We start from the raw sequence: 25,024 nt of genomic DNA, 5'->3' as shown, positions 1-25,024 counted from the left end.
CCAATTGGCTCTTTGGAAAATGATTAAAACCATGAAAATAACTTCATAATCGTCATATTGGTTTCTACTAAACGGGAATAATAAATATTGCCCCCATTAATGTAGAGTTCCATCCCGTTTAAAAGAGAGATTGGGTGGAGGTAAAGATAAGTTTCACCGGTTACATTGCCAAGACTTGGCGCTACTACATCCCGCGAATAAGCACGGGCCAACTCTAGGGAATTTGTACCACCGTGTTTTGCGACGTAATCGATGTAGTCTTTTCCAAAATTATAGGCTTGAACCGCAGTCCAGCTATCAACGCCTTTTTTCTTGGCTTCTTTTAACTCATCTGAAAGAGTCTGAATACCTTGGCGAATACTGGCCTTATTATCACTAATAGTATTGGTCTCACCACTTGCACTCTCACTCGCCTGCATGACATCGTCTTCTCTGCCTTTGGTCTCCGTATAGATCATAGCAAGAATGAGGTTTTCATTGGCCGTGGTGTCCTCTTCAGCAAGGACTTCTCTAACCAGGGAGCGGTACTGCATGACTTGTTTGACGTCATGGTGGATCTGAATTCCCTTGTAGATTCCAAATATTAGTAAGATGAATAAGAAGATCTTCACTATACGTTTAATCATTATTTACTCTGTATATCCTCAATATTTTTGATCAGAATAGAATAGGTTCCGTTCTCGTTTAGAATAAATTCAACAGATTCGGCATCTTCATAGACATTATTCGGAACGATCAGTTCAATTCCATTTGACAATGACAATTTCTGATTTTCGAACTTCTTCAACTGGCGACTGGCATCAATCTCTTCAAAGGTGACAGGCTCTGGCACAGCTTCTTTTACTTGGTCAATAAAACTAAGGCGAGCTGTCAGATTGTCGTCGAAGAGATCATCCGCTAATTTCTCAGGAGAGAGTTTATTTTCTTCCTCAATATGGTTAAAAATAGTAGATTTAACCTTTGATTGAAATTGAAAATCATCTGTGTTAAAGCTTTCCGCAATCTTCTGGGCTGTTTTTTCTAGTGCCTTGATCGATTTTTTAGGAGAGATCTTGGGTTGCGCCTGCAACAGATTCTCAGAAAAATAGTTCAAGAACGTCCCATTGTACTTGATCCGTTTTTCAATCAAGTGGTATTTGCGGCTTTGAAGATTGATGACCAAAGCTTCATCTGCACCAGTCCCAAAACCAGGTAGATTATTTTGCGTCAACTTAATCGGATTGTCCACTTCACCACCAAGATGCGTCAAGGTTTCCCGTAAGGCGATCCGAAGAAAGGCAAAATGGTCCACCCCTTCTTTTGAGAATTGAATGAACACCAAATCGTTGGTCTTTTGATTCTCAGAGACGACAAATTCTTCCTTCCAGCGATTCGCTACTGCGACCGAAGTTTCTAATAGATCATCTGATATCATCTCAAGAAAAGGATTGTCCTCTTCGAAAATACCGGTCCTGGCTTCATCGGAATAGACCCGTTCAATCTTCTTACGCAAGTATTCCTCGATTTTAGGCGTGATATTGAGAAATTTATCTGCCAGATAGAGATCGGTATCGTCTGGGCTAAATTGATGAATGATGGCTTTTTTTATGTAAATATCCATAAGATGGTTTAGTCCTCGTAAAGTGGAAAGGCGTCTGTCAAGGCTTTGACTTGACTACGCACTTCGTCTAATACTTCTTGCTTGTCCGCATTCTTCAGCGCTTTGATCATGAGTTCAGCAACGGTGCGACTTTCTTTTTCACCAAAACCACGAGCTGTGATGGCTGCTGCACCAATCCGAATCCCGCTGGTCTTAAATGGAGACAAGGTTTCATAAGGAATAGAGTTCTTGTTGAGGGTGATATTGACTTCATCCAACAAGTTTTGCGCCACTTTCCCATTTTCAACGACTTTAGTGACGTCGACAAGGAAAAGGTGGTTCTCTGTTCCGCCTGAAATGACGCGGAAATCAGGATCTTGCAAGAAGACATCAGCCATGGCCTGACTATTCTTAATCACATTAGCTGCATACTCTTTAAAGGCAGGATCCAGCGCTTCTTTGAAAGCGACAGCTTTGGCTGCAATGACATGCTCCAATGGTCCTCCTTGAATACCAGGGAAAATAGCAGAGTTAATTTTCTTAGCTAATTCCTCGTCATTGGTCAAGATTAGGCCTCCACGAGGTCCACGAAGGGTCTTGTGAGTGGTCGTAGTCGTGATATGGGCATAAGGAACTGGGCTTGGATGAAGACCCGCTGCCACGAGACCAGCAATATGGGCCATGTCAACCATGAGCTTAGCTCCTACTGCATCCGCAATCTCACGGAATTTTGAGAAATCAATAATATGAGAGTAGGCTGAGGCACCAGCAACGATGAGTTTTGGCTTCACTTCTTGGGCTTGTTTTAGGATGGCATCAAAATCCAAGAGCTCTGTTTCAGGATCTACACTATAGGACACAAAGTTATAGGTTTGACCAGAGAAGCTCACAGAAGCTCCGTGCGTCAAATGCCCACCGGCAGCTAAATCCATCCCCATAACAGTATCACCAGGCTCAATCAAGGCCATATAGGCAGCACAGTTTGCCTGACTTCCTGAATGCGGTTGAACGTTGGCAAATTTAGCCTCAAAGATTTCTTTGGCCCGTTCGATCGCGAGACTTTCGACCACATCAACCACATCTGTCCCGCCATAGTAACGACGACCAGGGTAGCCTTCGGCATATTTATTGGTCAGAATAGACCCTTGAGCAGCCATCACTGCCTTAGAGACGACATTTTCAGAAGCAATCAACTCAATATTGTTTTGTTGACGCTCTTCTTCTTTAGCGATCGCATTCCATAGGTCTGCATCATAGGCTTTGTAATCTTCTTTATCAAAAATCATCGGTCTACTCCTTTATAAAAAATTATTTATGTACATTATCACTGAGGAAGTTTATCATCCTCAAAGGAAAGCTCTGGCACTTGTGCAAGCAAATCAGCTTGTGTAATCGAACCTTGCCGCAAAATCCTGGCTTTAGAACCAGAGATATCCAAAATAGTTGAATCTTGACCAGTCAAGAAATCATCATCCTCTATACCAGGAACCACTTGGTCAAATTCGCTTACAATAGCCTCATACGTTGTTCCACTTGCATGACCTGAAAGATTGGCCGAAGGACCAACCAAAGGACCATATTTACGAATTAATTCTAACGTTTTTGGATGAGCCGGAATACGGAAACCAACCGTATCCAAGCCTGAATGAATCCAGCCAGGTACATTTTCATTTGCCTGAAGAATAATAGTGAGAGGCCCTGGTAAAAATGAATCAATCAGTTTTGTTAAATAGCTAGGTTGATCTTTCGAATAAATTCGAATTGTATCTTCATCGGCTACATTTAAATTCAGAGCCTTTTCTCTAGGTCTACGTTTTAATTCGTAAATATAATCAACTGCCTCTTGGTCCAAAGCTTTAGCGAAAATACCATAGACTGTTTCAGTTGGCAGAATAACCGCACGGCCTGCTTCTAATTCTTTCTCAATGTGATCCATTGTCTACTACTACCATTCTATCTTGTCCAAATTGGTCTTTCAGAACGCGAACGCGTTTGTCAGGAAACGCTTCTTGAAAGAGCTCTTTTACTTTGGCTCCTTGCTTATAGCCAATTTCTAGATAGATCTTTCCGTCTGGTGTTAAAACACTTGGTGCTTGCTGGGCAATCTTTTCGTAGATGGCATATCCATCACGATCCGCAAAAAGAGCTAAGTGGGGTTCAGAGGCTAAAACATTGGCTCCAACCTCTTCTACATCATCCCGAGAGATATAGGGAGGGTTGGACACAATCAGGTCATAAGGACCTTCTAGTTCGTCCAGTACATCTGACGACTTGAATTCAAGGACAGCTTCTAACTGCTTGGCATTTTCTTGAGCCAGGGCTAAAGCCTCTTCTGATACATCGCTAGCTTGAACCCGCCAGGTAGGTCTAGCAAGGGCTAAGCTAATAGCGATAGCACCACTTCCTGTACCAATATCCAGAACTCGTAAGGCTTTCTCATCGTTTTCTTCGAGAATTAGAGCCACCAACTCCTCTGTTTCTGGGCGTGGAATCAGCACGCGCTCATCCACTGTAAAAATATGGCCAAAAAAATCTGCGCTACCAATAATATATTGGGCAGGAACATGATGTTTCAGCTGCTCAAAGATGGATAGAAGCAAGGCCTGATCCTCTACTTCCACTTCTTTTTGCAAGGCAAGGACAAAGTCTGTAAAAGTCCAGTTATTTAAAGCACGATACGCGAAGGAGAGGCTTTCTGCTTCCTCTCCAACGGATATTAATTCTTCTTCATACTGGGCCAATAATGATCCCAACAACATTATTTGTTCAACTCTTCTAGTTTTTGTGTTTGATCATACAAGACCAAAGCATCGACCACTTCGTCCAGTTTACCAGATAAGATGGTGTCCAATTTTTGAAGGGTCAAGCCAATCCGGTGATCAGTCACACGGTTTTGAGGGAAGTTGTAAGTCCGGATCCGCTCTGAACGGTCACCAGTCCCGATGGTTGACTTCCGCTCAGCGTCTTGCTCGTCTTGGGCAATCTGAGCAAAGTGGTCAGCCACACGCGCACGGATGATCTTCATGGCTTTTTCGCGGTTCTTCTGTTGGGTCCGTTCTTCTTGCATCTCGACCTTGATGTTGGTTGGCAAGTGGACGATACGAACGGCTGTTGCGACCTTGTTGACGTTCTGTCCACCCGCACCAGATGCGTGGTAGATGTCGATCCGAAGGTCTTTTGGATCAATGTCGTACTCGACTTCTTCGATTTCTGGCATGACCAGAACAGTGGCAGTTGAGGTATGGACACGACCTTGGCTTTCAGTCACAGGAACGCGTTGTACCCGGTGGGCACCAGATTCATACTTGAGTTTCGAGTAGACTGATTGCCCAGAAACCATGGCTACGACTTCTTTGATCCCACCAACGCCATTGTAGGAAGCTTCCATGACTTCAAAGCGCCAGCCTTGGCTTTCCGCATATTTTTGGTACATTTGTAAGAGGTCACCAGCAAACAATTGGGCTTCGTCTCCTCCAGCTGCTCCACGTATTTCCAAGATAATGTTCTTGTCATCGTTTGGATCTTTTGGAAGAAGTAAGATCTTCAGTTTTTCTTCGTACTCTTCTTTTTCAGCCTTAGCATCTTTTAGCTCTTGCTTGGCCATTTCTTCCAAGTCCGCATCGCCGCCTGCTTCCTTAATCATTTCCTCAGCGTCAACAATGTTTTGAAGGACTTGCTTGTACTCTCGGTATGCTGTCACCGTATCACGAGTGGAAGCCTCTTCTTTTGAAAGCTCCATAAAGCGTTTGGTATCAGAGACCACATCTGGGTCACTCAGTAATTCTCCTAACTCTTCGTAACGGTCTTCTACAGCTTGTAGTTGATCATAGATATTCATGTTTGCTCCTTAATTATTGGTTGTTAGATCATAGATTGCTACAATTTCGTTTTCTATGACTTCGCCAGTTTCTTTAAATCCATAATGGAGATAGCAAGATCTCGCTTGATTATTTTCCGGTTCATAAGATAGCCAAAGACTTGTTGCTTTTCCAGCTGGCTCTGTTCGAACAAAGTCAATGACTGCATCCATAGTCGGTTTAAAATAGCCTAAACCTTGAAATCGTTTATCGATCATAAAGCGAAATAACAAGTAATTTCCCTTGCTGATCCCAATTTTCTGGTCATAGGCAATCATAACAAAACCAACTAATACTTCCTTATCATAAACTGCTAAGGGAGCTATAAAATCACCATTTTTATCATATACATAGGCTTCAGCTAAGCTAATGGAATTGGATGCAATAAAATTCCTTTGATTTGGATGAACTTCTAGATTTAAAACGTCAAAATAATTCTCTATCGTAATATCTTTTAAACAAATAGACATTATTATCCTCTCTAAAACGTTCTAGACGCTTTCGGTTGGTATGTCTGGATTAAAATAATGCTTGCGGCAAACCGAGATATAGGTCTCGTGTCCACCGATCTGGATCTGCTCTCCATCATAGACAGGTTTACCCGCTTGGGTACGCAAGACCATGGTCGCCTTGCGGGAACAGTATTGGCAAATAGTTTTGATCTCCTCGATCTTGTCGGCTAATAAGAGGAGGTGTTTGGAACCTTCAAAGAGTTCATTTCGGAAATCATTTTTGAGGCCAAAAGCCATGACCGGCACATCCAGTTCATCCACGACTCTTGCCAAGTCATAGACATGGTGGCGTTTCAAAAATTGAGCTTCATCGATTAAGACACAGTAAGGTTTGATTGCTTGGTTTTTAATAAAGCCAAAGATATCCGTATCGTCTTCAATTGCAACGGCTTCTCGTTTCATACCGATTCGGCTAGAAACCACTCCTACTCCATCTCTGGTGTCGATTGCTGAGGTCATGATGACGACGCTCTTGCCTTGCTCTTCATAATTATGGGCCACTTTTAAGATCTCAATGGTTTTCCCTGAGTTCATGGTCCCATATTTATAATATAATTGTGCCATTTTCCTTCTGTTCTCTCTAAAATGTGTTTCATTATCATTTTACCATAATTTTGCTAAGCTTTGTATCCCAAAATGTGATAAAATAGTCCTATAAAAAATTTAGGAGGTGGCCATATGCCATTTGTACGAATTGACCTATTTGAAGGACGCACCTTGGAACAAAAGAAAGCCTTGGCCAAGGAAGTAACCGAAGCTGTTGTCCGCAATACTGGTGCTCCTCAGTCAGCTGTTCACGTCATCATTAACGATATGCCTGAAGGAACCTACTTCCCTCAAGGTGAAATGCGCACCAAATAATGGTTCCACTAAAAAACCTTTCTTGCTTGTGATATCACATAGCAGGAAAGGTTTTTTCTTATTTTTCTTGGGCTTGACGTTCTGCTTTCCGTTCTTCGAATTCTTCGTCACTCATCAAGGTTCCGCCGACATTAGCTGATTTAGCAAAGGCTGTATAGCGACGCAACCAACCGCTGGAGATTTTTGATTTGAAAGGTTTCAAATGTTTGCGACGTTCTGCAAGAGTGGCATCATCGACAATCAAATCAATAGTACGATTTGGAAGGTCAATCACGATTTCATCCCCATCTTCAATTAGGGCGATATTTCCACCTTCTGCTGCTTCTGGAGAAACGTGACCAATAGCAATCCCACGAGTAGCTCCTGAGAAACGACCATCCGTAATCAGTGCCACATCCTTACCAAGACCGCGTCCGACAATCTTAGAGGTTGGCGCTAGCATCTCTGGCATACCAGGTCCACCCTGAGGACCTTCGTAACGAATGACAACGACATGTCCCTTCTTAACTGTTCCATTGTCAATCAACTCAAGGGCTTGATCTTGTGAATCACAACAAATAGCTTTACCACGGAAAGTGGTCACAGATGGATCGACCCCACCGACCTTGATAACAGCCCCATCCTGAGCGATATTTCCATAGAGGATCGACAAACCACCTACAGGTGAAATCGGATGCTCGATTGGATGGATAATTTCTTCATTTTTGATTTCAGCACCAGCTACGTTTTCTTTCAAGGTTTTACCAGTAACTGTGATACGATCACCCTTAATGGCACCTTTTTTGATCAACTGATTGATAATGGCTGGTACACCACCAGCTTCATGCACATCATGCATAGTGTAAACACTTGAAGGGGCAATTTTAGAAAGATAAGGTGTCTTCTTGGCAATTTCGTTGATATCTTTGAGATCATAGTCAATCCCTGCTTCACGTGCAATAGCGAGTGTATGAAGCACAGTATTGGTAGAACCACCCATGGCCATATCGAGCGCAAACGCATCGTCGATGGCTTCTTTGGTCACAATATCCCGTGGGCGGATACCTTTTTTAATATTCTCTACCAATTGTTTGGCCGCTTGGCGAACCAATTCCCGGCGTTCATCTGAGACAGCTAGGATGGTACCATTTCCAGGAAGAGCAAGGCCTAATACTTCCATCAAACAGTTCATGGAATTGGCAGTAAACATACCAGAGCAAGAGCCACAGGTTGGACAGGCATTTTTTTCCAAGAAATCCAGTTCATCCATGCCCATATCACCAGCTTGATAAGTACCGACAGCTTCAAACAAACTCGAGAGAGTCGCCTGATGCCCCGTCATGTCAACGCCACCCTTCATGGGTCCACCAGAACAAAATACGGCAGGCACATTGGTCCGCATGGCTGCCAAGATCATACCTGGTGTAATCTTATCACAGTTGGGAATATAGAAAACACCATCAAACCAGTGGGCATTGATGACTGTTTCAGCAGCATCTGCGATCAACTCGCGAGATGGCAAACTATAACGCATCCCGATATGGCCCATCGCAATCCCGTCATCGACACCGATGGTATTAAATTCAAAAGGAATCCCACCAGCCTCGCGAATAGCTTCCTTGGCAACATCTGCTAATTCACGCAGGTGAACATGTCCTGGAACGATATCAATATAGGAGTTACAAATGGCAATAAAGGGCTTTTGCATATCCTTGGCTGATTTTACTTGCCCTGTTGCATAAAGGAGACCACGCGCTGGTGCTCGGTCGATCCCCATTTTGATCATATCACTTCTCATCTTGTTCTCCTTCTTATTCTTCATTTCTACCTCCTAATCTTACCACTTTGACATCAATTGTCAAGAACTTTCAGAAAATTTATAATATTCACGGTACACAAAAAAGTCTGGTTTCCCAGACTTCATTTTAGTTTGTTTGCTTTTTTTCGATCTGCCAGAGCCGAAGTTGGTAACAAATTCCACTCACGACAAGGCTAGAAATAAGGCCGATCCAATAAGCGTATGGACCCAAGTTGGTCACATGGTCAAGGAAAATCCCTAGTGGGATAGAGATGCACCAATAACTAAAGACACCTAATAAGAAAGGAACGGTTGTATCCTTATAGCCCCGCAAAATCCCTTGTAGAGGTGCTGCAAAAGTATCAGCCACTTGGAAAAAGAGACTATAAGTCATGAAAATCGCTGTTTGCTGCACAAAGACTGGATCCTTCCCGTATAGTCCTGCTAGTTGGAAGCGGAATGTATAGAGAAAGACGAGGGTGACAATGGCAAAACCAAAGGCTGTCAGTCGTCCCAAACGGCAATATTGTTTGACCACTTCTGGTCTTCCTGCTCCCAGTTCGTAAGATACGATAATCGCCATAGTACTGGAGATACTAACTGGGAAAGCATACATCAGGGTAGAAAAATTCATGGCCGATTGGTGGCTCGCAATGGTCAGTGATGGGAATTTTGCCATTAACAAACCAACCAGCGAGAAGATGATGACTTCTGCAAAAACAATTCCACCAATTGGAAGCCCAAGGCGCAGTACTTCTTTCATCCCTTTAAAATCATAAGGTTGAGGCTTCCACAATTGGAAAGGTGCTACCTTGGGGTGTTTGCACAAGATCAAAACCGCAATGGCCAACAAGACCCAGTAGGCCAGAGAGGTTCCAAGACCTGCTCCTGCTCCTCCCATCTCAGGAAAACCAAATGCTCCATAGATCAGGATATAGTTAAAACAAGCATTCAAAGGCAAGAGCAAGAGCATCAAGTACATGGATAGACGCGTCATGCCCAAGGTATCGAGGAAGGTCCGCACGATACTAAAGAGCAACAAAGGTAAGATTCCTAGAGAAAGGAAATATAAGTAGCGAATGGCTATTTGAGCAACAACATTTTCTAAGCCGATCTGCTTGAGAATCATGGGTGCAATCCCCCAAACAAAGCCTATTAAGAGAATGGCCATACCAAATGACAGATAGAGGAATTGGTAAAAATCGCCAGCAATCCGTTCTTTATTTCCCTTTCCTAAATGATGCCCAACAATCGGTGTCAGCGCAGAGACAATCCCTGTCAGAAAAGTAAAAAATGGATTCCACAGACTGGTAGCTGTAGAAACACCAGCCAAATCAAGGGTCCGGTACTGACCGGTCATGGCTGTATCGACAAAGCTGGCCGAATAATTGGCCAATTGATAGATCAAAATCGGCAAAAATAGACTCAAAAACAAGCGCAAGCGCTCTTTAAAGTGATAGGTTGCATACATGATTCTAACTCTCTTCTCATCAAATAAGATTTTCTCCTCTTCCACTCTACTATATGTTTCCTTAAAAGTCAAAAAACCGAAGATCCAAGGACCTCCGGTTCATCTGTAATTAGTGTTTATTGCGGTTTAAAACAGCATTGAGAACGATCGCCAAGACACTGGCAACGACAATTCCGTTCGCAAAGAACATTTGGAATCCTGTTGGAAGGCCATTGAAGAGGGTGCTGTTGTTCAAACCAACCCCTGCAGCAATCGATACAGCTGCGATCAAGAAATTGTGCTCATTGTGTTCAAAATCAACACGCGCAAGAATCTGCATCCCTTGAATCGATACAAAACCAAACATGACTAGCATCGCTCCCCCAAGAACTGGACTTGGAATGATTTGTGCCAGAGCTCCAAACTTAGGAAGGAGACCAAGAAGGACAAGGAAACCAGCCGCGTAGTAGATTGGTAGACGAGTCTTGATACCAGACAATTTCACCAAGCCAACGTTTTGTGAGAATCCGGTGTAAGGGAAGGTGTTGAAGATACCACCGAGGAGAACAGCCAACCCTTCAGCGCGATACCCGTTGCGAAGGCGCGTTCTATTAATTGGATCTTTGGTAATATCAGAAAGAGCGAGATAGACACCTGTTGATTCCACCATAGAAACTGTTGCGATGATACACATCATTAAGATGGAGGTGATTTCAAACTTAGGAGCTCCAAAGAAGAAAGGTGTTGGAACGTGAACCACTGGTGCTTGCGATACAGGTGTGAAATCCACCAAGCCCATAGAAGCCGCAATGGCAGTACCTGCAATCAAACCAATCAAAATTGAAATGGATTTAATAAAACCAGTCGTATAGATATTAACAACTAAAATGATGAGAATGGTCACCACAGCCAAGATCAAGCTTTGAACGGTTGGTTTTGGCGCATTATTTCCCATATTTCCAATCGCTACTGGAATCAAAGTCAAACCAATGGTTGTAATAACAGATCCCGTTACAATAGATGGGAAGAGATTAGCAATCTTAGAGAAGAAACCAGAGACAAGGATGACATAAATCCCTGAGACAATCAAGGCACCAAACATGGCACCACTACCATGGCTAGCCCCGATCATGCTAAGAGGTGCCACAGACTGGAAGGCAACCCCAAGGACGACCGGAAGACCGATCCCAAAGTATTTATTGAGCTGCACTTGAAGGAAAGTTGCGACCCCACACATGAAGATATCTGTAGAGATGAGGTAAGTTAGCTGATGAGCATTGTAGCCCAAAGCTCCCGCGATCATGATCGGCACCAAAATAGAACCGGAATACATGGCCAATAAGTGCTGCAAGCCTAGAACAGCGGCCTGTGAATGGCTTTCTTGTTTTTGCATTAGATGTCTGCCTCCTTAAATACAACCTGACCATTTTCAAAACGGTCCAAACGCGCGAGGGATACAACTGGATATCCCAACTCTTCTAATAATCCCCGTCCATCTTGGAAGGATTTTTCAATGACGATTCCAACGGCTTCCACTTGAGCACCAGCTTGTTCGATGATCTGAATCAAGCCCTTAGCTGCTTGGCCATTTGCAAGGAAATCATCAATAATCAAAACCTTATCCGCTGGATCTAAGAATTTACCAGCAATTGAAACCGTACTGGTGACTTGCTTGGTGAAGGAATAAACCTCAGCTGTCAAAATCCCCTCATTCATGGTAATGTTTTTCGCTTTCTTCGCAAAAATCATAGGGACATCTAGTGCTTCTGCTACATAAAGGGCTGGCGCGATCCCAGACGCTTCAATGGTGACGACTTTGGTAATACCCGCATCTTTGAACCGGTCCGCAAAGGTCTGGCCAATTTCTTTCATGAGTTTGAAATCCACTTGGTGGGTCAAAAAGGAGTCCACCTTGAGGATATTCTCACCTAAAACGTTGCCATCTTTTAAGATGCGTTCTTCAAGTAATTTCATACTTCCTCCTACTTTCTATAAAATCCGTTACTTATTCACAAAACACAAAAAGGCCTGCAAAGCAAGCCTTGAATATCCTCTCACAAAAGGATTTATCTCGACTTACTTATTGTTAGGTGTTCCGGCACCTTGTAGAAACATCACGCCCATTCGTGAAATAAATAAGTAATTCAATTAGTGTGCATCGCCATTCCAGATGGAATTCTTAACGATCACATAGTCAACATGTTTCAAATCTGCTAATTTTCGGCCTCCAGCATACGAGATCGAACTTTGCAAATCTTGTTCCATTTCTGTCAAGGTGTCTTGCAAATGACCCTTGGCAGGCAATAGAATCTTCTTGCCTTCGACGTTCTTATAAGCGCCTTTTTGGTACTCTGAAGCAGATCCATAGTACTCTTTAAAAGACTCTCCATCGATTTCGACTGTTTTACCAGGACTTTCAATATGACCTGCAAAGAGAGAACCGATCATGACCATAGACGCCCCGAAACGAATCGATTTTGCAATATCACCATGGGTCCGAATCCCACCGTCCGCAATAATTGGCTTACGCGCTGCTTTTGAGCACCAGCGAAGAGCAGCCAATTGCCAACCACCTGTACCAAATCCAGTCTTCACTTTGGTGATACAAACCTTACCAGGACCAATCCCGACCTTAGTCGCATCAGCTCCCGCATTTTCCAATTCACGAACAGCCTCAGGTGTTCCAACATTTCCAGCAATGACAAAGGTATCTGGTAATTCTTTCTTAATGTGTTGGATCATCCGAATGACACTATCCGCATGACCATGTGCGATATCAATGGTAATGTACTCAGGTGCATCTGCCTTTAATTGACTCACAAAGTCGTATTCGTATTCTTTAACACCGACCGAAATCGAAGCGATCAAACCCTGCTCATGCATACGTTTGACAAAAGGAATCCGACCTGCTTCATCAAAGCGGTGCATGATGTAGAAGTAACCACCACGCGCCAACTGCTCTGCCACATTCTCATCCAAGATTGTCTGCATATTGGCAGGAACAACTGGAAGCTTGAAGGTATGCTTACCAAATTGGACGGTTGTGTCTGCTTCTGACCGGCTATTGATGATACATTTGTTGGGAATCAACTGGATATCTTCATAGTCGAAAATAGGAAATTCATTTAACATAGATTGAAAAATCTCTTTTCTAAAAACTGACCTACCTATGCGCAAGCGCATCGCTACGTCTCTTGACGTTTCCTTGATAGATTATACCAAAGATACGGACCTAATGCAATGGGAATGATTTTATAGGAAATAACGTTCGGAAATTACAAGACAAAAACCTGTTTCACACAGAGAAACAGGTTTTATTTATGAACATTTTGGAGCCAATTGTTGACTTCTCTAGCCACAATTTCTGGCGACTCTGTATACAGTTCGTGCCCCAAACCATCTAGTAAGACTTGCTCGATCTGGGGATCTAGTTGCTTCAGAGCGTCTTTTCTCCATTCCGGTTCTTCTTGGTACCGAGGTCCAATAAAAAGGGCAGGCAGGTCCGCCAGTGGAATCTGGTAAGTCTTGATCCGACGCCGTAGACGCAATAAAGCCATGACCTTTTCGAGATCCAGATTTAATTCATATTGTTCACTTGCTGGATTCCAGCGAAAGCTAGCCTCTACTGCTTTTCGCGCTATAGGAGTAGGATCTTCTCCATCACCAAGTTCTGATAACACGGCTTCTTCTAAAGTTGCAAAAACTTGCTGCTGCATGAAGGACGCCGTTCCTTCTAGTTCTTCTTCAAGAGGCAGGATCTTTTCCATATCCAGATAACCCCCATCCAGGAGAATCAAAGACTGGATCTGAGGAAACTCAGTAGCCAGATAACGAGCCAAATCTCCACCCAAGGAATGCCCAAATAAGCAGATCTCTTCAGCCTGGCCAACCCGACCTTGGAACCAATCACGAAGATCGTTTTCTGTCTGAATCATTTCCCTATAGGGATCTAGAAAGGTCACAGGAAAGCCTAGCTCATCCATTAGTGGAGCCAGATGGTAGCTATTACCACCTAGGCCACCGATAAAATAATACTGCATGTGTTTTGTCCTTTCTTTTTCATTCTATTTCATTGGTTAGCGCTACTCTCTCGCGTCTCCTTTATGGAGTTCCGTATTATAAACAATTTCTGCACCAGGGCTTCCTTTATCATCCTTTACGACTCCTATTAACTGACCATCTTCTACTAATAATTCAATATTTTCATCTGTACTACTTGCCTCTGTGAGTATAGCTCTCTTAGGCAAATGCTCCTCATTTGAAACGTCTACAGGTTTGCCATTTGAGTCCAGTAACTCAATGACTTCATTGCCACCTCCATCAAAATCAAGAACAATGTCTGAAATCAATCCATAACTTAATGGAATAAATTTCTTTATTTTATCTCCCAGAGTAGCTTTATTTCCATACTTGTCATAGATCGTCGGACGCACATAGGCATTTGAGAATGTTGACCCTTCTTCAGTAACGTAGATTGGGGAGAACTCAATCTTCTCAATCCCAGTATAGTGTTCTTTGATGTAGGTTCCGATTTGTTCTTCTAGCAAAAGAAAACCATGCTTATAGAGCTTTGTTGTTTTCGGTCCAAGATTCGGCTTCGTTAGTTTATTGTAGACAAAGTAACTACCGGATAGGATGAAAATTAAAATAGCAATGATCTTTACCCACTTTCTGCTCATCAGTCGCTCCTCCTTCTATCTACTTCAGTATAGCATATTTGGTTGGCTTTCCATCGCTATTCCTAACGAAACGGAATATAAAGATTTGAAATGTGGCGAAATTTTAAAGCATTTCACAGTCTCATGAAATACTTTTAAACTGTATTATTTTTATATGAATAGAAGACTAGTTCCTTCAGTTTTCTTGGTCTCTTCAATCCAATATTGCTCCTCTTTGGGGATCAAATGATCAAAACGTCCTGAAAAAAACTTCCATCCGTTTGGCACATATCTTTCGTAGTTTTTCATCCCCAGATGGTTTGAATAAAATTCTTCTTTATCAAAATCGATGAAAAGATCCGGAAGCAAGGCTTTTCCTTCCAGAATAATCTCTGAATTCAAGTTCTCCTCTTCCATTGAACGTTTGATCATTGAGATCAATTCTTCAACCGTCACCTTCAGCCAATCATCTTTATACATTTCTAAGTAGCTCTCAAGATTGCTTTTTGTAATCACATGAAGATTCTGCTGAATCTCAGGTAAATAGGAGAAATCAACATCCAGACCTGCTTCCTGGTATGCCTGAATATATTTATCGATATCCATTGTCCACATTTCGTTTGAACAAATATACCAGTTAAACTGATGATTTGCAATAACCCCAACAATATTTATTTCTGGTTTCTCTATCAATTGGTCTTTATTCACTAGTTTTTTCTCCCCTTCTCCTATCTACTTGTTCCGAACTGACAATAGGACTTACTTACCAAACATTATATATCTATGATACCGAATTATATTTTGACAAGCAAGTTAATGACCGAGTCGCTAACAAAAAAGCCAGCTAAAAGGGTTTAGCTGACTGATGTCATATCTAATAAATCTTTCTCTGCTCGATCATCTAGCAGAGAAAGCAAGTATCCCACATTCTCTTATATTCTATAAAACAAAAAAGCACTCTGCAAAAACAGAGTGCTATCGTCTTTAATACTTTATATTCCGTTCGACAAACTTGAAGTTGTTTACTTACAGTACTCCTCTATTTTGTAGCTATATTCTTTTAGAAGTCCCCGTGAATAAATTTTTTTATTTTTTGAATCTCTAACTTCATTCCAAAGGATAGCCGCAACTTTTAACTTGTTGGAGTAATGATTGCTAAATTCATCGGCACAAAAGTCTTTTAGAAATTGATTCCATTGGCAAGCTGAATTATCATACTTGGCGTAGTCTGACTCTCCATAGTATATTTTAATCATATCTTGGATTGTAAAATTTATGTTGTTGTCCCGTTTTACTTTTCTCCAAGCAGTTGCCATATCAGCATTAAACTTAAACGGATTAACACCTGTTACAGCTGAAAAATAATCACGAAATTTCTGATTAAAGGAAAACCCACATTCAAGTAATGATGTATTTAGGGTTATTATTTCGGTTTGATTTTTGTTTCTTTTCCTCAAAACTTTTTCTACTCTATTTTCCCTAAAATATTGTTCTATAATATGATTTAATTCTTTTTTTGTACATCTGTATTCTAATCCAAGGTACTTACAAATTTGTGAAAGCTCTTCTCGATACCAGTAGTATCTGTTAAATTCTTCAAATGATTTTATATCTCTAAAATCAGGTCTATGTTCTTCCAAATGCTCGCCTCTACAACTCCAAATTTATCTCATTATACCATAGATAATAAAAGTCATATCAATTTATACCCATGCCACATAAAGCTATAACAGAATATATTACAATCTTGTAATTACTGTATTTCTATTAAGCTTAACATTCTTATAAAATAAATAAGAAAAACAAACGATATAGTCCATCACTAGTAACAAGAAATACTAGAATTTGAAAGATATAAAAACATTTAAATGGAAAGCATAGCAATAAACAAAACAGTCAGTAAAACGATGGTTTTGTTGTGTTGTTTCACTTGCTTTCTAATTTCCTCTTTTGACTTTATCCGCAGACGCCCTTTGTATTTTGATTTAGTCATGGAACTTCTAATAAGTTCGCTGACGTCCGTACTCACTTAAGGAAAGTTTTTTATATGACTTTATCTTCAATCTGAGACCGTTAAAACCTCTTTGTTTGAATCTTTCTAACTGAATTGGACACAAAAAATCCACTCACTCGGGGTGAAATGGATTGTTTCTTCATTAACGGTTCAACAAGAAATTGAACAATTTTTCGACAATTTTTACGACCAACCAGCATAAGAATCCGATATAGCTAAAATAGAAAATGAGTGACAAAATCGTAATAATCATGGTTTCCTCCTTCGTCGATTGCAAGTACTTGTCTTATTATACCTTTTTATGCAATCGAACTCAATAGAATTTTGAAAATTGTCTGATTATTCTTTTTCTTCTTTAGCTTCTTTGGCGTCTTGATCTGCTTCTTCACTGCCTTTATTGACAGCTGTCTTAAATTCAGCAAACATTTTGCCGATAGACTGGCCCAACTCAGGCAGGCGTTTTGGTCCAAAAATCAAGAGGGCGCCCAGGATGATGATGATCAAACCTGGTGCTCCAATATCACGTAAAATTCCCATTAGTTTCTCCTTTTTCTTGAATAGATGACTTTACTGATGGCGACACTGACTTCAAATAAGAGGATCAAAGGGAGTGTCATGGCCAAGTCACTGATAAAGTCTGCAGGGGTTAGCACGACGGCCAAGACCAGCAGGACAAAGTAAGCGTAACGTCGGTAGGTTATTAAAAACTGTGGTGTCAAGAGCCCAATCGAGGTCAGAAAAGCGACCAAAACTGGTAACTCGAACAAGACCCCTAAAGGCAAGGTGGTGTGCCATAAGAAGGTTAAATAATTTTGTGCCGTCAATTGGGTATCAAACAGCCCTTCTCCCAAGCGCATCAAGACCTCTAAAATAGCTGGGCTGACAAAGAAATAACCAAATGCAAGCCCCAGTACAAAGCAAATAAAGCTAGCTGGAATGTAGGCAAAGACTGCACGCGCCTCCTTCTCCTTCAAAGCCGGCCTTACAAATTGCCAAATCTGGTAGACAATAAAGGGCAAGGTCAGGCTAAAAGCTGTGAGATTAGCCAGCGATACATAGATCCAGAGGATATCATTCGGTCCCAGTACCAGCAGTTTTTGATGGAGGCTAGCCGTCAAGGCTTGGTAGAGTTCTCCACCAAATACAAAAGCCAGCAGAAAGACGATAATATAACATAAGACCACTGCAATCAATCGTTTTCGAAATTCGACCAAATGTTCAACAATGGTCATTTCATCTGCTCTACTCTTTGCCATGTTGTCTCACCGTGATAAGGGCGATCAAAGCCACAAAGATTAGTTGGGGAAGAAGAACTTCCCAGCTTGGATAGATGCCCGCCCAATCGATAGTTGGAAGTCCATTGACCAAATGGCTTGGTAGGATATTGGTCAACTGCAGGGCGTGAATGCTGACACCGAGCATCTTGAAAGCCAAGGCGTAAATCAACCATGTCAGAATGAAAAAGATTCGATGAGGTTGGATAGCTTGACTAGCCTTGGTCATGGCCACTGCAATGATGATGAGAACGGCTATAGCAAGCCCGATTCCCAGTAAGAAATTCGCAGTTGTAATCCGCGGAATGATCCCGACATAAAAGAGAATGGTCTCAGCCCCTTCACGAAAGACTGCTAAGAAACTGAGAGCAAACATCGAGACAAAGCTTCCAGTAGCCGTCACTGTCTTCATTTGACGGTCCATAAAGGCATTCCACTGTTTGACTGAAGAGTTGCTGTGGAGCCAAATTCCGATGAGGATCATCATGACCACAGCGAAAATCCCAACGCCACCTTCAATGATTTCCCGGTTAGTCCCCGAAGAAACGGCTGGAAATGCTACTTGCAAAACAAGAGCGATCGCTGCACTGGCAAGAACACCAGCAATAGCTCCACCGTAGACCCATTTGAGGCCTTTCCTCATCTTAGCAGCCTTAAGGGTCGTCACAAGCGCCATAACGATCAGAAGGGCTTCTACTCCTTCACGCAGAAGAATCAACATGGCATCAAAAGCATTGTAAGAAGCTGTCGTATCGATCGCAGAAAGGTCCCTGATCAAGGCTTGTAATTTCTCTTGATAGGCTTTTTCTTTCCCCTTGACCATTATAACCGGGGATTCACTCTCTACGCGCGTATAGAGACTGGTATTGGTCGTGCTGACATCCCCTTCGATAGTTGGCCAGATCGTGATGAACTGCTTCATAGTCGCTGCAGCAGATTTATCGTCGCCGGATTGGAATTGGCTTTGCGCCTTCTCCAAAAGCTTGATCCCATCGTTCAGCGTCAAATCCGTACTGGCACTGCTAATGGCTTCGCCTTTTACAAAGGCATCAATCCCATTTTTGAGGTCATCATAAGAGGACTGGATGTTGGTAAAATCGGTAGGCTCTGTTTCAATACTACTGCGTAAGAGCGAAATGGCCGTCTCGATTTTGCCATAGTAGGCTGTGCTGTGATCTCTTACTACCGCTTCGTTTCGCGTCCAGGTATTATTGAGATCTGCATAGGTTTGACGCGTTTTATCCAGATCCTTAGCTGTAATGGCATCTTGTAGGTTCTTAAAATAAGGAGCGAGGCGACTGACAAGTTTATCTTTTTCCGCCTCTAAATCGACCGGATTTTGCACTTTTTCAAAAGCGAGCAAGGCAGATGAGATCTTTGTAAGATCGTTTTTGGTTACCTCCCCTTTTATAGCCAGGGCTTGGCTAACTTTTTTCCCTGCCTTGGAATCATGGTGGTCTTTGGATTCAAAATCAGCCTGAATCTCAGCGATTAATGCCTTGGCCTTATCCTGATTCTTATTTTCTACAGCGGTTGTTGCATCTGTGATCTTGATAAAGAGATCGCTATAAGATTCCGCAGCTACTGGATGAGTCCAGAACAAGGCAAGAAGACCTAATAAGATCAAGAATTTATTCAAAGAGTGCTTGACCAAGATACCCTCCTTTCTCAACGCCTGCAAAGCAAGCAAAGAGTCCACTTCCGATATGGGTGATGTACTCATTCATTTTGTCCACTGCACCCAAGTTGGTTTGGATTTTGACAAAGCTGTTCGGATCCTTTTGAAAGGCGATAAAGATCAAGCCGGCATCAAATTGCCCAGTCTGTTCATTGATGCCATCCGAATAGGAATATGACCGCCGTAAAATCGGTCGATCGACTTCTTTGGCCAAACGGACATGTGAATCAACTGGTAGTTTAGATAAATCTACTTCATCAAATTCGTTGGTTTTACCAAAGGGAGCACCGGACTCCTTGTAGCGACCAAAGGTATTTTCCTGTTCCTGCAAATTGGTCCGGTCCCAAGTTTCCAAGTGCATTTGGACTAGGCGAAGAGCCATATAGGAACCACCCTTCATCCAGTCCTTGCTGTCAGTCCAGACGACCTTATCAAAGTCCTTCTCCGTCGTGACATTTGCTGTACCATCTTTAAAGCCAAAGAGGTTACGCGGTGTTTCTTTTCGGTCGCCAATAGCCGCAAAACCGGACTTGCTCCACTTCATGGTGATGGTATTGCGACCTTTGCGGATAAGATTTCGGACCGCATGAAAGGCCACTTGCTCATCGTCGGCACAGGCCTGAATGACGATATCGCCACCAGTGTATTTGTCCTGCAACTGCTCCTTTGGAAATGGAGGCAAATCACGAAAGAGCTTGGGACGTTTGGACTCCAAGCCCAGTTTCTTTAGAAAGGAAGCTGAAACCCCAAACGTCAGGCTCAAGCGATAGGGGTTGAGTCCCACTGTTTCACCTGTATCTGTTGGTGGCAAGAGGGCATTGGAACCATCTTTTTTGACCAATTCTCCTTCGACTAATTTACTACTATAGTCGGTCCAGTCTTTAAAAAGCTGGATAACTTCTTTTTTGTCCGTCGTGTGAAGATCCAGCACCACCAAGTAGCAAGCCTTCTGCATGGCCGTCGTAATCCCGGCTTGATGCTTGCCATAAAAGGAGATGTCTTCATCCCCATCATAAGCTTTTTTACTAGAACTGTCTTGATTAGCGAAAAAAGCAGATGCACCAGAAAGGCCCAGTGCTAGACCAGCCCCTCCAATACCTGCTTTTTTAAGAAATTCACGACGGTCCATTTTTTTATCTAAAAATTTTTCGTCAGCCATTTTTCTTATTTCCCATCTAAAATCACACCCATTTGAGACAAAGGTTCACCAAGTTTGGTCACCGCTTCAGCCAATTCCTTGGTATCTTCCTTGGTCAAATCTGTGTATGACTTGTAATTTGTTTCATCAGTCATGTGTTTGTCCAATAAATCATTGACATTTTTGAATTCTGCTTCCAAGGTTTTAACCAACTTGGCATCTTTTTTCTCAATCAAAGGTTTAAAGAGTGAGAAAATCTTTTCAGCTCCTTCAATATTGGCACGGAAGTCGTACAGATCTGTATGAGAGAAGACTTCTTCTTCACCCGTGATCTTTTGCGTTGCCACTTCATTGAGCAGATCAACAGCCCCAGTTAGCATCACATCAGGAGTCACATCAACGGTTGCGATCTTAGCTTTCAACTCCTTGATATCGTTTACCAGTTGGTCTGCATATTTGTCAGTGCCATCTGTGGTATTGTTTTCCCAAAGGATGCGTTCAATCCGGTGGAAGCCAGACCAGCCTTCTTCTGATTTATTTTCATCCACATAGTCCACCAAACGATAGTCAATCTTCACATCAGACTCCCCAAAGGTTTCAGCAATCGGTTCTGAGCGTTCATAGGCCATGCGGATCAAGGGATATTGTTTTTTAGCTTCTTCCAAATTCCCAGCTTTTAGGGTATCTCGGAAACCTTCTGTATCCTTGAGCAATTGGTCGATTTGCATTTCGACAAAGTCTTTGTATTCAGCTGTTGCATTGTCCAAGGTCTTCTGGTCAGCCTTTGACAACTGCACCGTTGAGCTGGTTTGCGTCTTTTGACTCGACTGTTTGCTAGTAGAATTCGCACACCCTGCTAAAAGAGCAACACTCAATAAGAGTAGACTATATTTTTTCATGAAAGACTTCTCCTCATTTGTTCTTCCCTTATTTTACCAGATATTTTCTCATTTTTCAATAATTGTCTGAAAATTTAATAATAGAAAAACTTTTCTGAGAATCAGTCTTTTACAAAAGAATATCTTTGACCTGTCCGATTTCAGATTCTTTAACCACCACAAAGATACTATCACCTAGATACAAGCGGGTTGCACCATTGACCGTATAGCTCTTACCACTTCGCATTTGCGTGGTGATCAAGATATCTTGAGGGAGGTGCAGTTCATGGACTTGCTTTCCTGCGATCTTTTCTGATACAGGGATCTCAATTAAAGTCAACTCTCCTTCTTCTTGCGCCTTATCCGGCAACAATTGCTCGAGCATGGCTTCATAGACTGGCGCTCCATGGAAGAGATCCATGATCATATAAGCTAGCAAGGTCACCATGCCTAGGGGCATTAAACTGCGAATATCACCGACCATCTCTGTTACCAAGATCATAGCCGTTAATGGCGCTTTTGAAATAGCCCCAAAATACCCACTCATGCCTAAAATAATGAAAAGAGGTAGCTGGTTTTGAGAGATAAAGCCAATGTTTTGGAGGAAGGTTCCAACGATGACTCCTAAAAGAGATCCTAATGCTAATATGGGCAGGAAGATGCCACCTGGCAAGCCACTACCATAGCTCAACATACTCCAGATGAAACGGATTGCAAAATAGAGAAGGATGGTCAGCACTGGATACGGTACTCGAGCCAAATCCAAGACCAATTGATTCCCACCACCAAGAATTTGGGGAAGGAAATAGCCGATTGGAAGAATCAAGACAAAGGCAAATAAGGAAGAATAATGAGAAGGAACATGGAAAATCTTCTCTAGCAAACGATACAGGCGACCGATATTGAGCACCACTATTTCGTAGACATAACCTGCTGCCCCTAAAAAGACTCCAAGAAAAAGATAAATCCAGTACTGAGACAGATGGAGTGGCGGAATATTTTGTGGCATATGAAGCACTGGTGTTTGACCAAAGACATTGAGTGAAATAAAATTAGCAGTTAAACTAGCAGCCAAGGTCGAAATCCAAAAGAAACGTGAAAAATGATGGTAGACCTCTTCAACCACAAATAAAAGCCCCGCTATAGGTGCATTAAAGGCAGCGGCAAGACCAGCAGCAGCCCCACTTGCAATCAAAGATCGCTCCTCAACCGGACTGACCTTCAAATGATGGGCCACTCCTTTTCCACCCATTGCTCCTAATTGAATACTAGGACCTTCACGACCAAGCATCAAACCACTTCCGATGGCCAAGACACCTAGAATATACTTCTTCCACAAGGTATCCCACCAGCTCACCGCCAAGAGGCCCTTGAGTTCCGCTTCGACTTGCGGAATTCCTGATCCCTTGATATCCCGATTGGTGCGAATGAGGCGACCAGCAATCAGTACGATCACCCCATACCCCAACAGCATCGCCAGCAAATAAAGTGGTTGACCAGACATCTCCTTGTAAACGCCTTGAACAAAATGAAAAATATGTTCGATCAAAAAACGAAAACTTGAGACGATGCAGCCCACAACGATCCCAACCAGAACACCTCTGACAATATGGGCCACAATCGAACTAGAGGCAAAATGAAATTCCTTTTTTAAGGCTTCTTCTTTAGCAGACATTCCCTAACTCCTTCAAACTCTTATCCTATTCATTATACCTTATTTCACTGCCTCTGAATACATGGAAAGACAGAAAAAAACAAAACTAGCAACGCTAGCTTTGTTTTTCAGTTATTCATTATTCAGCAGTTAAAGCTGCCATTGTGATGTAGTTGTAAGGTTTGTTGAAGTGTGGCAAGAAGAACAAGTCCGTCAAAGCCAACTTATCAATCGTCACGTGTTCTTGAATCGCAAGTGAGAACATGTGGATAGCCATTGAGATAGCGCTATCACGTGATACCATTTGAGCTCCAAGGATTTGACGAGTGTCTTTATCGTAGACGATCTTGATACCAACCTCATAGTTATCGTGTTTGATAAATTCAGGTTTTTGAAGGTCGTTAAAGCCAGTTTCAGTGGCATTGAAGCCTGCAGCTTTCGCTTTTTCAAGAGTCAAACCAGTTGAAACCATGTGAAGGCCGTAGATAGAGATACCGTTAGAACCTTGAACACCGATTCCTTCTAATTCATGACCAGTTGCATTGTAGGCACCGACAATACCTGAACGAACCGCATTAGATGCAAGAGCGATGTAGCTCATTTCGTTACGAGCGTTATCGAAGATAGTCGCACAGTCACCAACTGCGTAGACACCTGGAAGTGAAGTTTCTTGTTTCTTATCAACAAGGAAAGCACCGTTGCGGAAGAGTTCGATCTTACCATCAGCAAGAGCTGTATTAGGACGGAAACCAACAGCCAAGATAACCATATCTACATCGAAGGTTTCTTTATCGGTTACAAGGCGTTCCACCTTACCATCTCCTTCAACCGCTTGAACTGTTTGTCCAAGTGCCAAACGGATGTTGTGGTCTTCCAAGTTTTTCGCCATGATGTCAGTGAAGTCTTTGTCGTAGTAACCATTCAAGACAGTGTCCACGATATCCACCAAGACAACATCTTTACCAAGACGTTCGAAAGCTTCAGCAAGTTCAACACCGATGTAACCACCACCAACTACGGCGATACGGTTCAAGTGTTTGCTGTTGTCTTTCAATTTTTCGATGACTTCTTCAGCATTTTGGTACAATTTAACGAATTGAAGATTTTCAAGTGTTGCTTTGAATTCGCGGTTACCAGGTACGATTTCAACTCCTTTAATTGGAGGAATGATTGGTGTTGATCCAGTCGCAAAGATCAATTTTTCGTAAGATTCTTTGTGTTCTTTTCCATCAACTTCTGCAGTCACCACTTTGTTGTCATAGTCAATTGAAAGAACAGGAGAGTTCATGTAGACTTTTGCACCTTTTGCTTCCAATTTTTCTTTGTCAGAGTAGAAAAGACCTTCAGGACCATCGATTTGTTCACCGATCCAAAGTGCCATTCCACATCCAAGGAATGAAATGTTTGAGTTTTGGTCAAAAACTACAATTTCATTTTCATTTCCGAAATTATCTAACATAGTGTTAATACAAGCTGTTCCGGCATGGTTAGCCCCTACAACAACGATTTTACTCATAGAATAAATCCTACCTTTAATTTAATTTACTTCTTGAGTATATCATAAAAATGATATCGGTTACAATTATTTTGCTCAGAATTTGTGATCTTTTTTTCAATTTTCCAGAAAATCACACTTCACATGTTTCAAAAAATGTCAAACAATATGCTCGAAAGGATTGTGAAAACGATATCTT

The 25,024-nt window shown here is 42.2% G+C and carries 25 protein-coding genes and 1 riboswitch; of the genes, 1 reads left to right on the top strand and 24 read right to left on the bottom strand.

Annotated features, from left to right (window positions below):
- Nucleotides 1–23: 23 nt before the first annotated feature.
- From RIN70_RS05415 to RIN70_RS05380, 8 genes are read right to left on the bottom strand one after another with little or no spacing between them, the layout of a single operon-like run.
- Nucleotides 24–626, bottom strand: coding sequence for a lysozyme family protein (locus tag RIN70_RS05415; protein WP_003007284.1), 603 nt, complete (start codon nucleotides 624–626; stop codon nucleotides 24–26).
- Nucleotides 626–1,600, bottom strand: a complete 975-nt coding sequence (locus RIN70_RS05410; RefSeq protein WP_313790761.1) for a nucleoid-associated protein — start codon at nucleotides 1,598–1,600, stop codon at nucleotides 626–628. The genes RIN70_RS05415 and RIN70_RS05410 overlap by 1 nt, the downstream gene beginning before the upstream one ends.
- A gap of 8 nt (nucleotides 1,601–1,608) precedes the next feature.
- Complete coding sequence (gene glyA, locus RIN70_RS05405; protein WP_313790760.1) at nucleotides 1,609–2,865, bottom strand: serine hydroxymethyltransferase; 1,257 nt, start codon at nucleotides 2,863–2,865, stop codon at nucleotides 1,609–1,611.
- Between the two features lie 38 nt (nucleotides 2,866–2,903).
- Nucleotides 2,904–3,515 carry an L-threonylcarbamoyladenylate synthase gene (locus RIN70_RS05400; protein WP_118228181.1) on the bottom strand — a complete coding sequence of 204 codons (612 nt, stop codon included), beginning with the start codon at nucleotides 3,513–3,515 and terminating at the stop codon, nucleotides 2,904–2,906.
- Complete coding sequence (gene prmC / locus RIN70_RS05395) at nucleotides 3,502–4,338, bottom strand: peptide chain release factor N(5)-glutamine methyltransferase (RefSeq protein ID WP_129824878.1); 837 nt, start codon at nucleotides 4,336–4,338, stop codon at nucleotides 3,502–3,504. Before prmC ends, RIN70_RS05400 begins: the two co-directional genes overlap by 14 nt.
- The gene (gene prfA / locus RIN70_RS05390) at nucleotides 4,338–5,417 is read right to left on the bottom strand and encodes a peptide chain release factor 1 (protein ID WP_003007273.1); all 1,080 of its coding nucleotides are present in this window, start codon (nucleotides 5,415–5,417) and stop codon (nucleotides 4,338–4,340) included. Before prfA ends, prmC begins: the two co-directional genes overlap by 1 nt.
- 9 nt (nucleotides 5,418–5,426) lie before the next feature.
- On the bottom strand, nucleotides 5,427–5,906 hold the full coding sequence (locus tag RIN70_RS05385; RefSeq protein WP_070586196.1) for a GNAT family N-acetyltransferase: 480 nt from the start codon (nucleotides 5,904–5,906) through the stop codon (nucleotides 5,427–5,429).
- Between the two features lie 21 nt (nucleotides 5,907–5,927).
- The gene (locus tag RIN70_RS05380; RefSeq protein WP_003001444.1) at nucleotides 5,928–6,512 is read right to left on the bottom strand and encodes a thymidine kinase; all 585 of its coding nucleotides are present in this window, start codon (nucleotides 6,510–6,512) and stop codon (nucleotides 5,928–5,930) included.
- Between the two features lie 114 nt (nucleotides 6,513–6,626).
- Here RIN70_RS05380 and RIN70_RS05375 point away from each other — a divergent pair, with 114 nt between their 5' ends.
- Nucleotides 6,627–6,809: a 4-oxalocrotonate tautomerase gene (locus RIN70_RS05375; protein WP_001117401.1), complete on the top strand. Its 183-nt coding sequence runs from the start codon at nucleotides 6,627–6,629 to the stop codon at nucleotides 6,807–6,809.
- A 58-nt stretch (nucleotides 6,810–6,867) separates the two neighbouring features.
- Here RIN70_RS05375 and ilvD read toward each other — a convergent pair whose 3' ends face one another.
- The 16 genes from ilvD to nox form a co-directional block, all read right to left on the bottom strand.
- Entirely contained in the window at nucleotides 6,868–8,586 is a 1,719-nt protein-coding gene (ilvD, locus tag RIN70_RS05370; protein WP_313790775.1) for a dihydroxy-acid dehydratase, read from the bottom strand.
- Between the two features lie 127 nt (nucleotides 8,587–8,713).
- Nucleotides 8,714–10,057, bottom strand: coding sequence for an MATE family efflux transporter (locus RIN70_RS05365; protein ID WP_313790759.1), 1,344 nt, complete (start codon nucleotides 10,055–10,057; stop codon nucleotides 8,714–8,716).
- A gap of 109 nt (nucleotides 10,058–10,166) precedes the next feature.
- Nucleotides 10,167–11,429: a nucleobase:cation symporter-2 family protein gene (locus tag RIN70_RS05360; protein ID WP_313790758.1), complete on the bottom strand. Its 1,263-nt coding sequence runs from the start codon at nucleotides 11,427–11,429 to the stop codon at nucleotides 10,167–10,169.
- Nucleotides 11,429–12,010 (bottom strand): xanthine phosphoribosyltransferase, encoded by a 582-nt coding sequence (locus tag RIN70_RS05355; RefSeq protein WP_049497932.1) that lies wholly within the window; start codon nucleotides 12,008–12,010, stop codon nucleotides 11,429–11,431. Before RIN70_RS05355 ends, RIN70_RS05360 begins: the two co-directional genes overlap by 1 nt.
- An 89-nt stretch (nucleotides 12,011–12,099) precedes the next feature.
- Nucleotides 12,100–12,195: riboswitch (purine riboswitch) on the bottom strand.
- Nucleotides 12,185–13,168, bottom strand: a complete 984-nt coding sequence (guaC, locus tag RIN70_RS05350; protein ID WP_049490864.1) for a GMP reductase — start codon at nucleotides 13,166–13,168, stop codon at nucleotides 12,185–12,187. (Overlaps the previous riboswitch by 11 nt.)
- Before the next feature lie 182 nt (nucleotides 13,169–13,350).
- Nucleotides 13,351–14,076: an alpha/beta fold hydrolase gene (locus tag RIN70_RS05345; RefSeq protein WP_195623209.1), complete on the bottom strand. Its 726-nt coding sequence runs from the start codon at nucleotides 14,074–14,076 to the stop codon at nucleotides 13,351–13,353.
- A 42-nt stretch (nucleotides 14,077–14,118) separates the two neighbouring features.
- Complete coding sequence (locus tag RIN70_RS05340; protein WP_023918094.1) at nucleotides 14,119–14,715, bottom strand: hypothetical protein; 597 nt, start codon at nucleotides 14,713–14,715, stop codon at nucleotides 14,119–14,121.
- Between the two features lie 150 nt (nucleotides 14,716–14,865).
- Entirely contained in the window at nucleotides 14,866–15,402 is a 537-nt protein-coding gene (locus RIN70_RS05335) for a hypothetical protein (protein ID WP_023918092.1), read from the bottom strand.
- A gap of 314 nt (nucleotides 15,403–15,716) precedes the next feature.
- Complete coding sequence (locus RIN70_RS05330; protein ID WP_049490865.1) at nucleotides 15,717–16,334, bottom strand: SAP domain-containing protein; 618 nt, start codon at nucleotides 16,332–16,334, stop codon at nucleotides 15,717–15,719.
- 713 nt (nucleotides 16,335–17,047) lie between these two features.
- On the bottom strand, nucleotides 17,048–17,245 hold the full coding sequence (locus tag RIN70_RS05325) for a Sec-independent protein translocase subunit TatA/TatB (protein ID WP_023918087.1): 198 nt from the start codon (nucleotides 17,243–17,245) through the stop codon (nucleotides 17,048–17,050).
- Entirely contained in the window at nucleotides 17,245–17,964 is a 720-nt protein-coding gene (tatC, locus tag RIN70_RS05320) for a twin-arginine translocase subunit TatC (RefSeq protein WP_049490866.1), read from the bottom strand. The genes RIN70_RS05325 and tatC overlap by 1 nt, the downstream gene beginning before the upstream one ends.
- Nucleotides 17,951–19,636 carry an FTR1 family iron permease gene (locus RIN70_RS05315; RefSeq protein ID WP_313790757.1) on the bottom strand — a complete coding sequence of 562 codons (1,686 nt, stop codon included), beginning with the start codon at nucleotides 19,634–19,636 and terminating at the stop codon, nucleotides 17,951–17,953. The genes tatC and RIN70_RS05315 overlap by 14 nt, the downstream gene beginning before the upstream one ends.
- Nucleotides 19,614–20,819, bottom strand: a complete 1,206-nt coding sequence (gene efeB, locus RIN70_RS05310; protein WP_013903545.1) for an iron uptake transporter deferrochelatase/peroxidase subunit — start codon at nucleotides 20,817–20,819, stop codon at nucleotides 19,614–19,616. Before efeB ends, RIN70_RS05315 begins: the two co-directional genes overlap by 23 nt.
- Nucleotides 20,820–20,824: 5 nt before the next feature.
- A complete protein-coding gene (efeO, locus tag RIN70_RS05305; RefSeq protein ID WP_061455553.1) occupies nucleotides 20,825–21,697 on the bottom strand; it encodes an iron uptake system protein EfeO in 873 nt (290 codons plus the stop codon).
- 109 nt (nucleotides 21,698–21,806) lie between these two features.
- Entirely contained in the window at nucleotides 21,807–23,351 is a 1,545-nt protein-coding gene (locus RIN70_RS05300; RefSeq protein ID WP_049490870.1) for a ClC family H(+)/Cl(-) exchange transporter, read from the bottom strand.
- Between the two features lie 118 nt (nucleotides 23,352–23,469).
- Complete coding sequence (gene nox / locus RIN70_RS05295; protein WP_003001563.1) at nucleotides 23,470–24,846, bottom strand: H2O-forming NADH oxidase; 1,377 nt, start codon at nucleotides 24,844–24,846, stop codon at nucleotides 23,470–23,472.
- Nucleotides 24,847–25,024: the final 178 nt, after the last annotated feature.

The organism is Streptococcus parasanguinis, assembly GCF_032163505.1.
In the GTDB taxonomy this organism is placed as follows: Bacteria; Bacillota; Bacilli; order Lactobacillales; family Streptococcaceae; genus Streptococcus; species Streptococcus parasanguinis_V.
The sequence above is the reverse complement of the archived record's forward strand: the minus strand, read 5'-3'. Positions and strand labels throughout refer to the sequence as shown.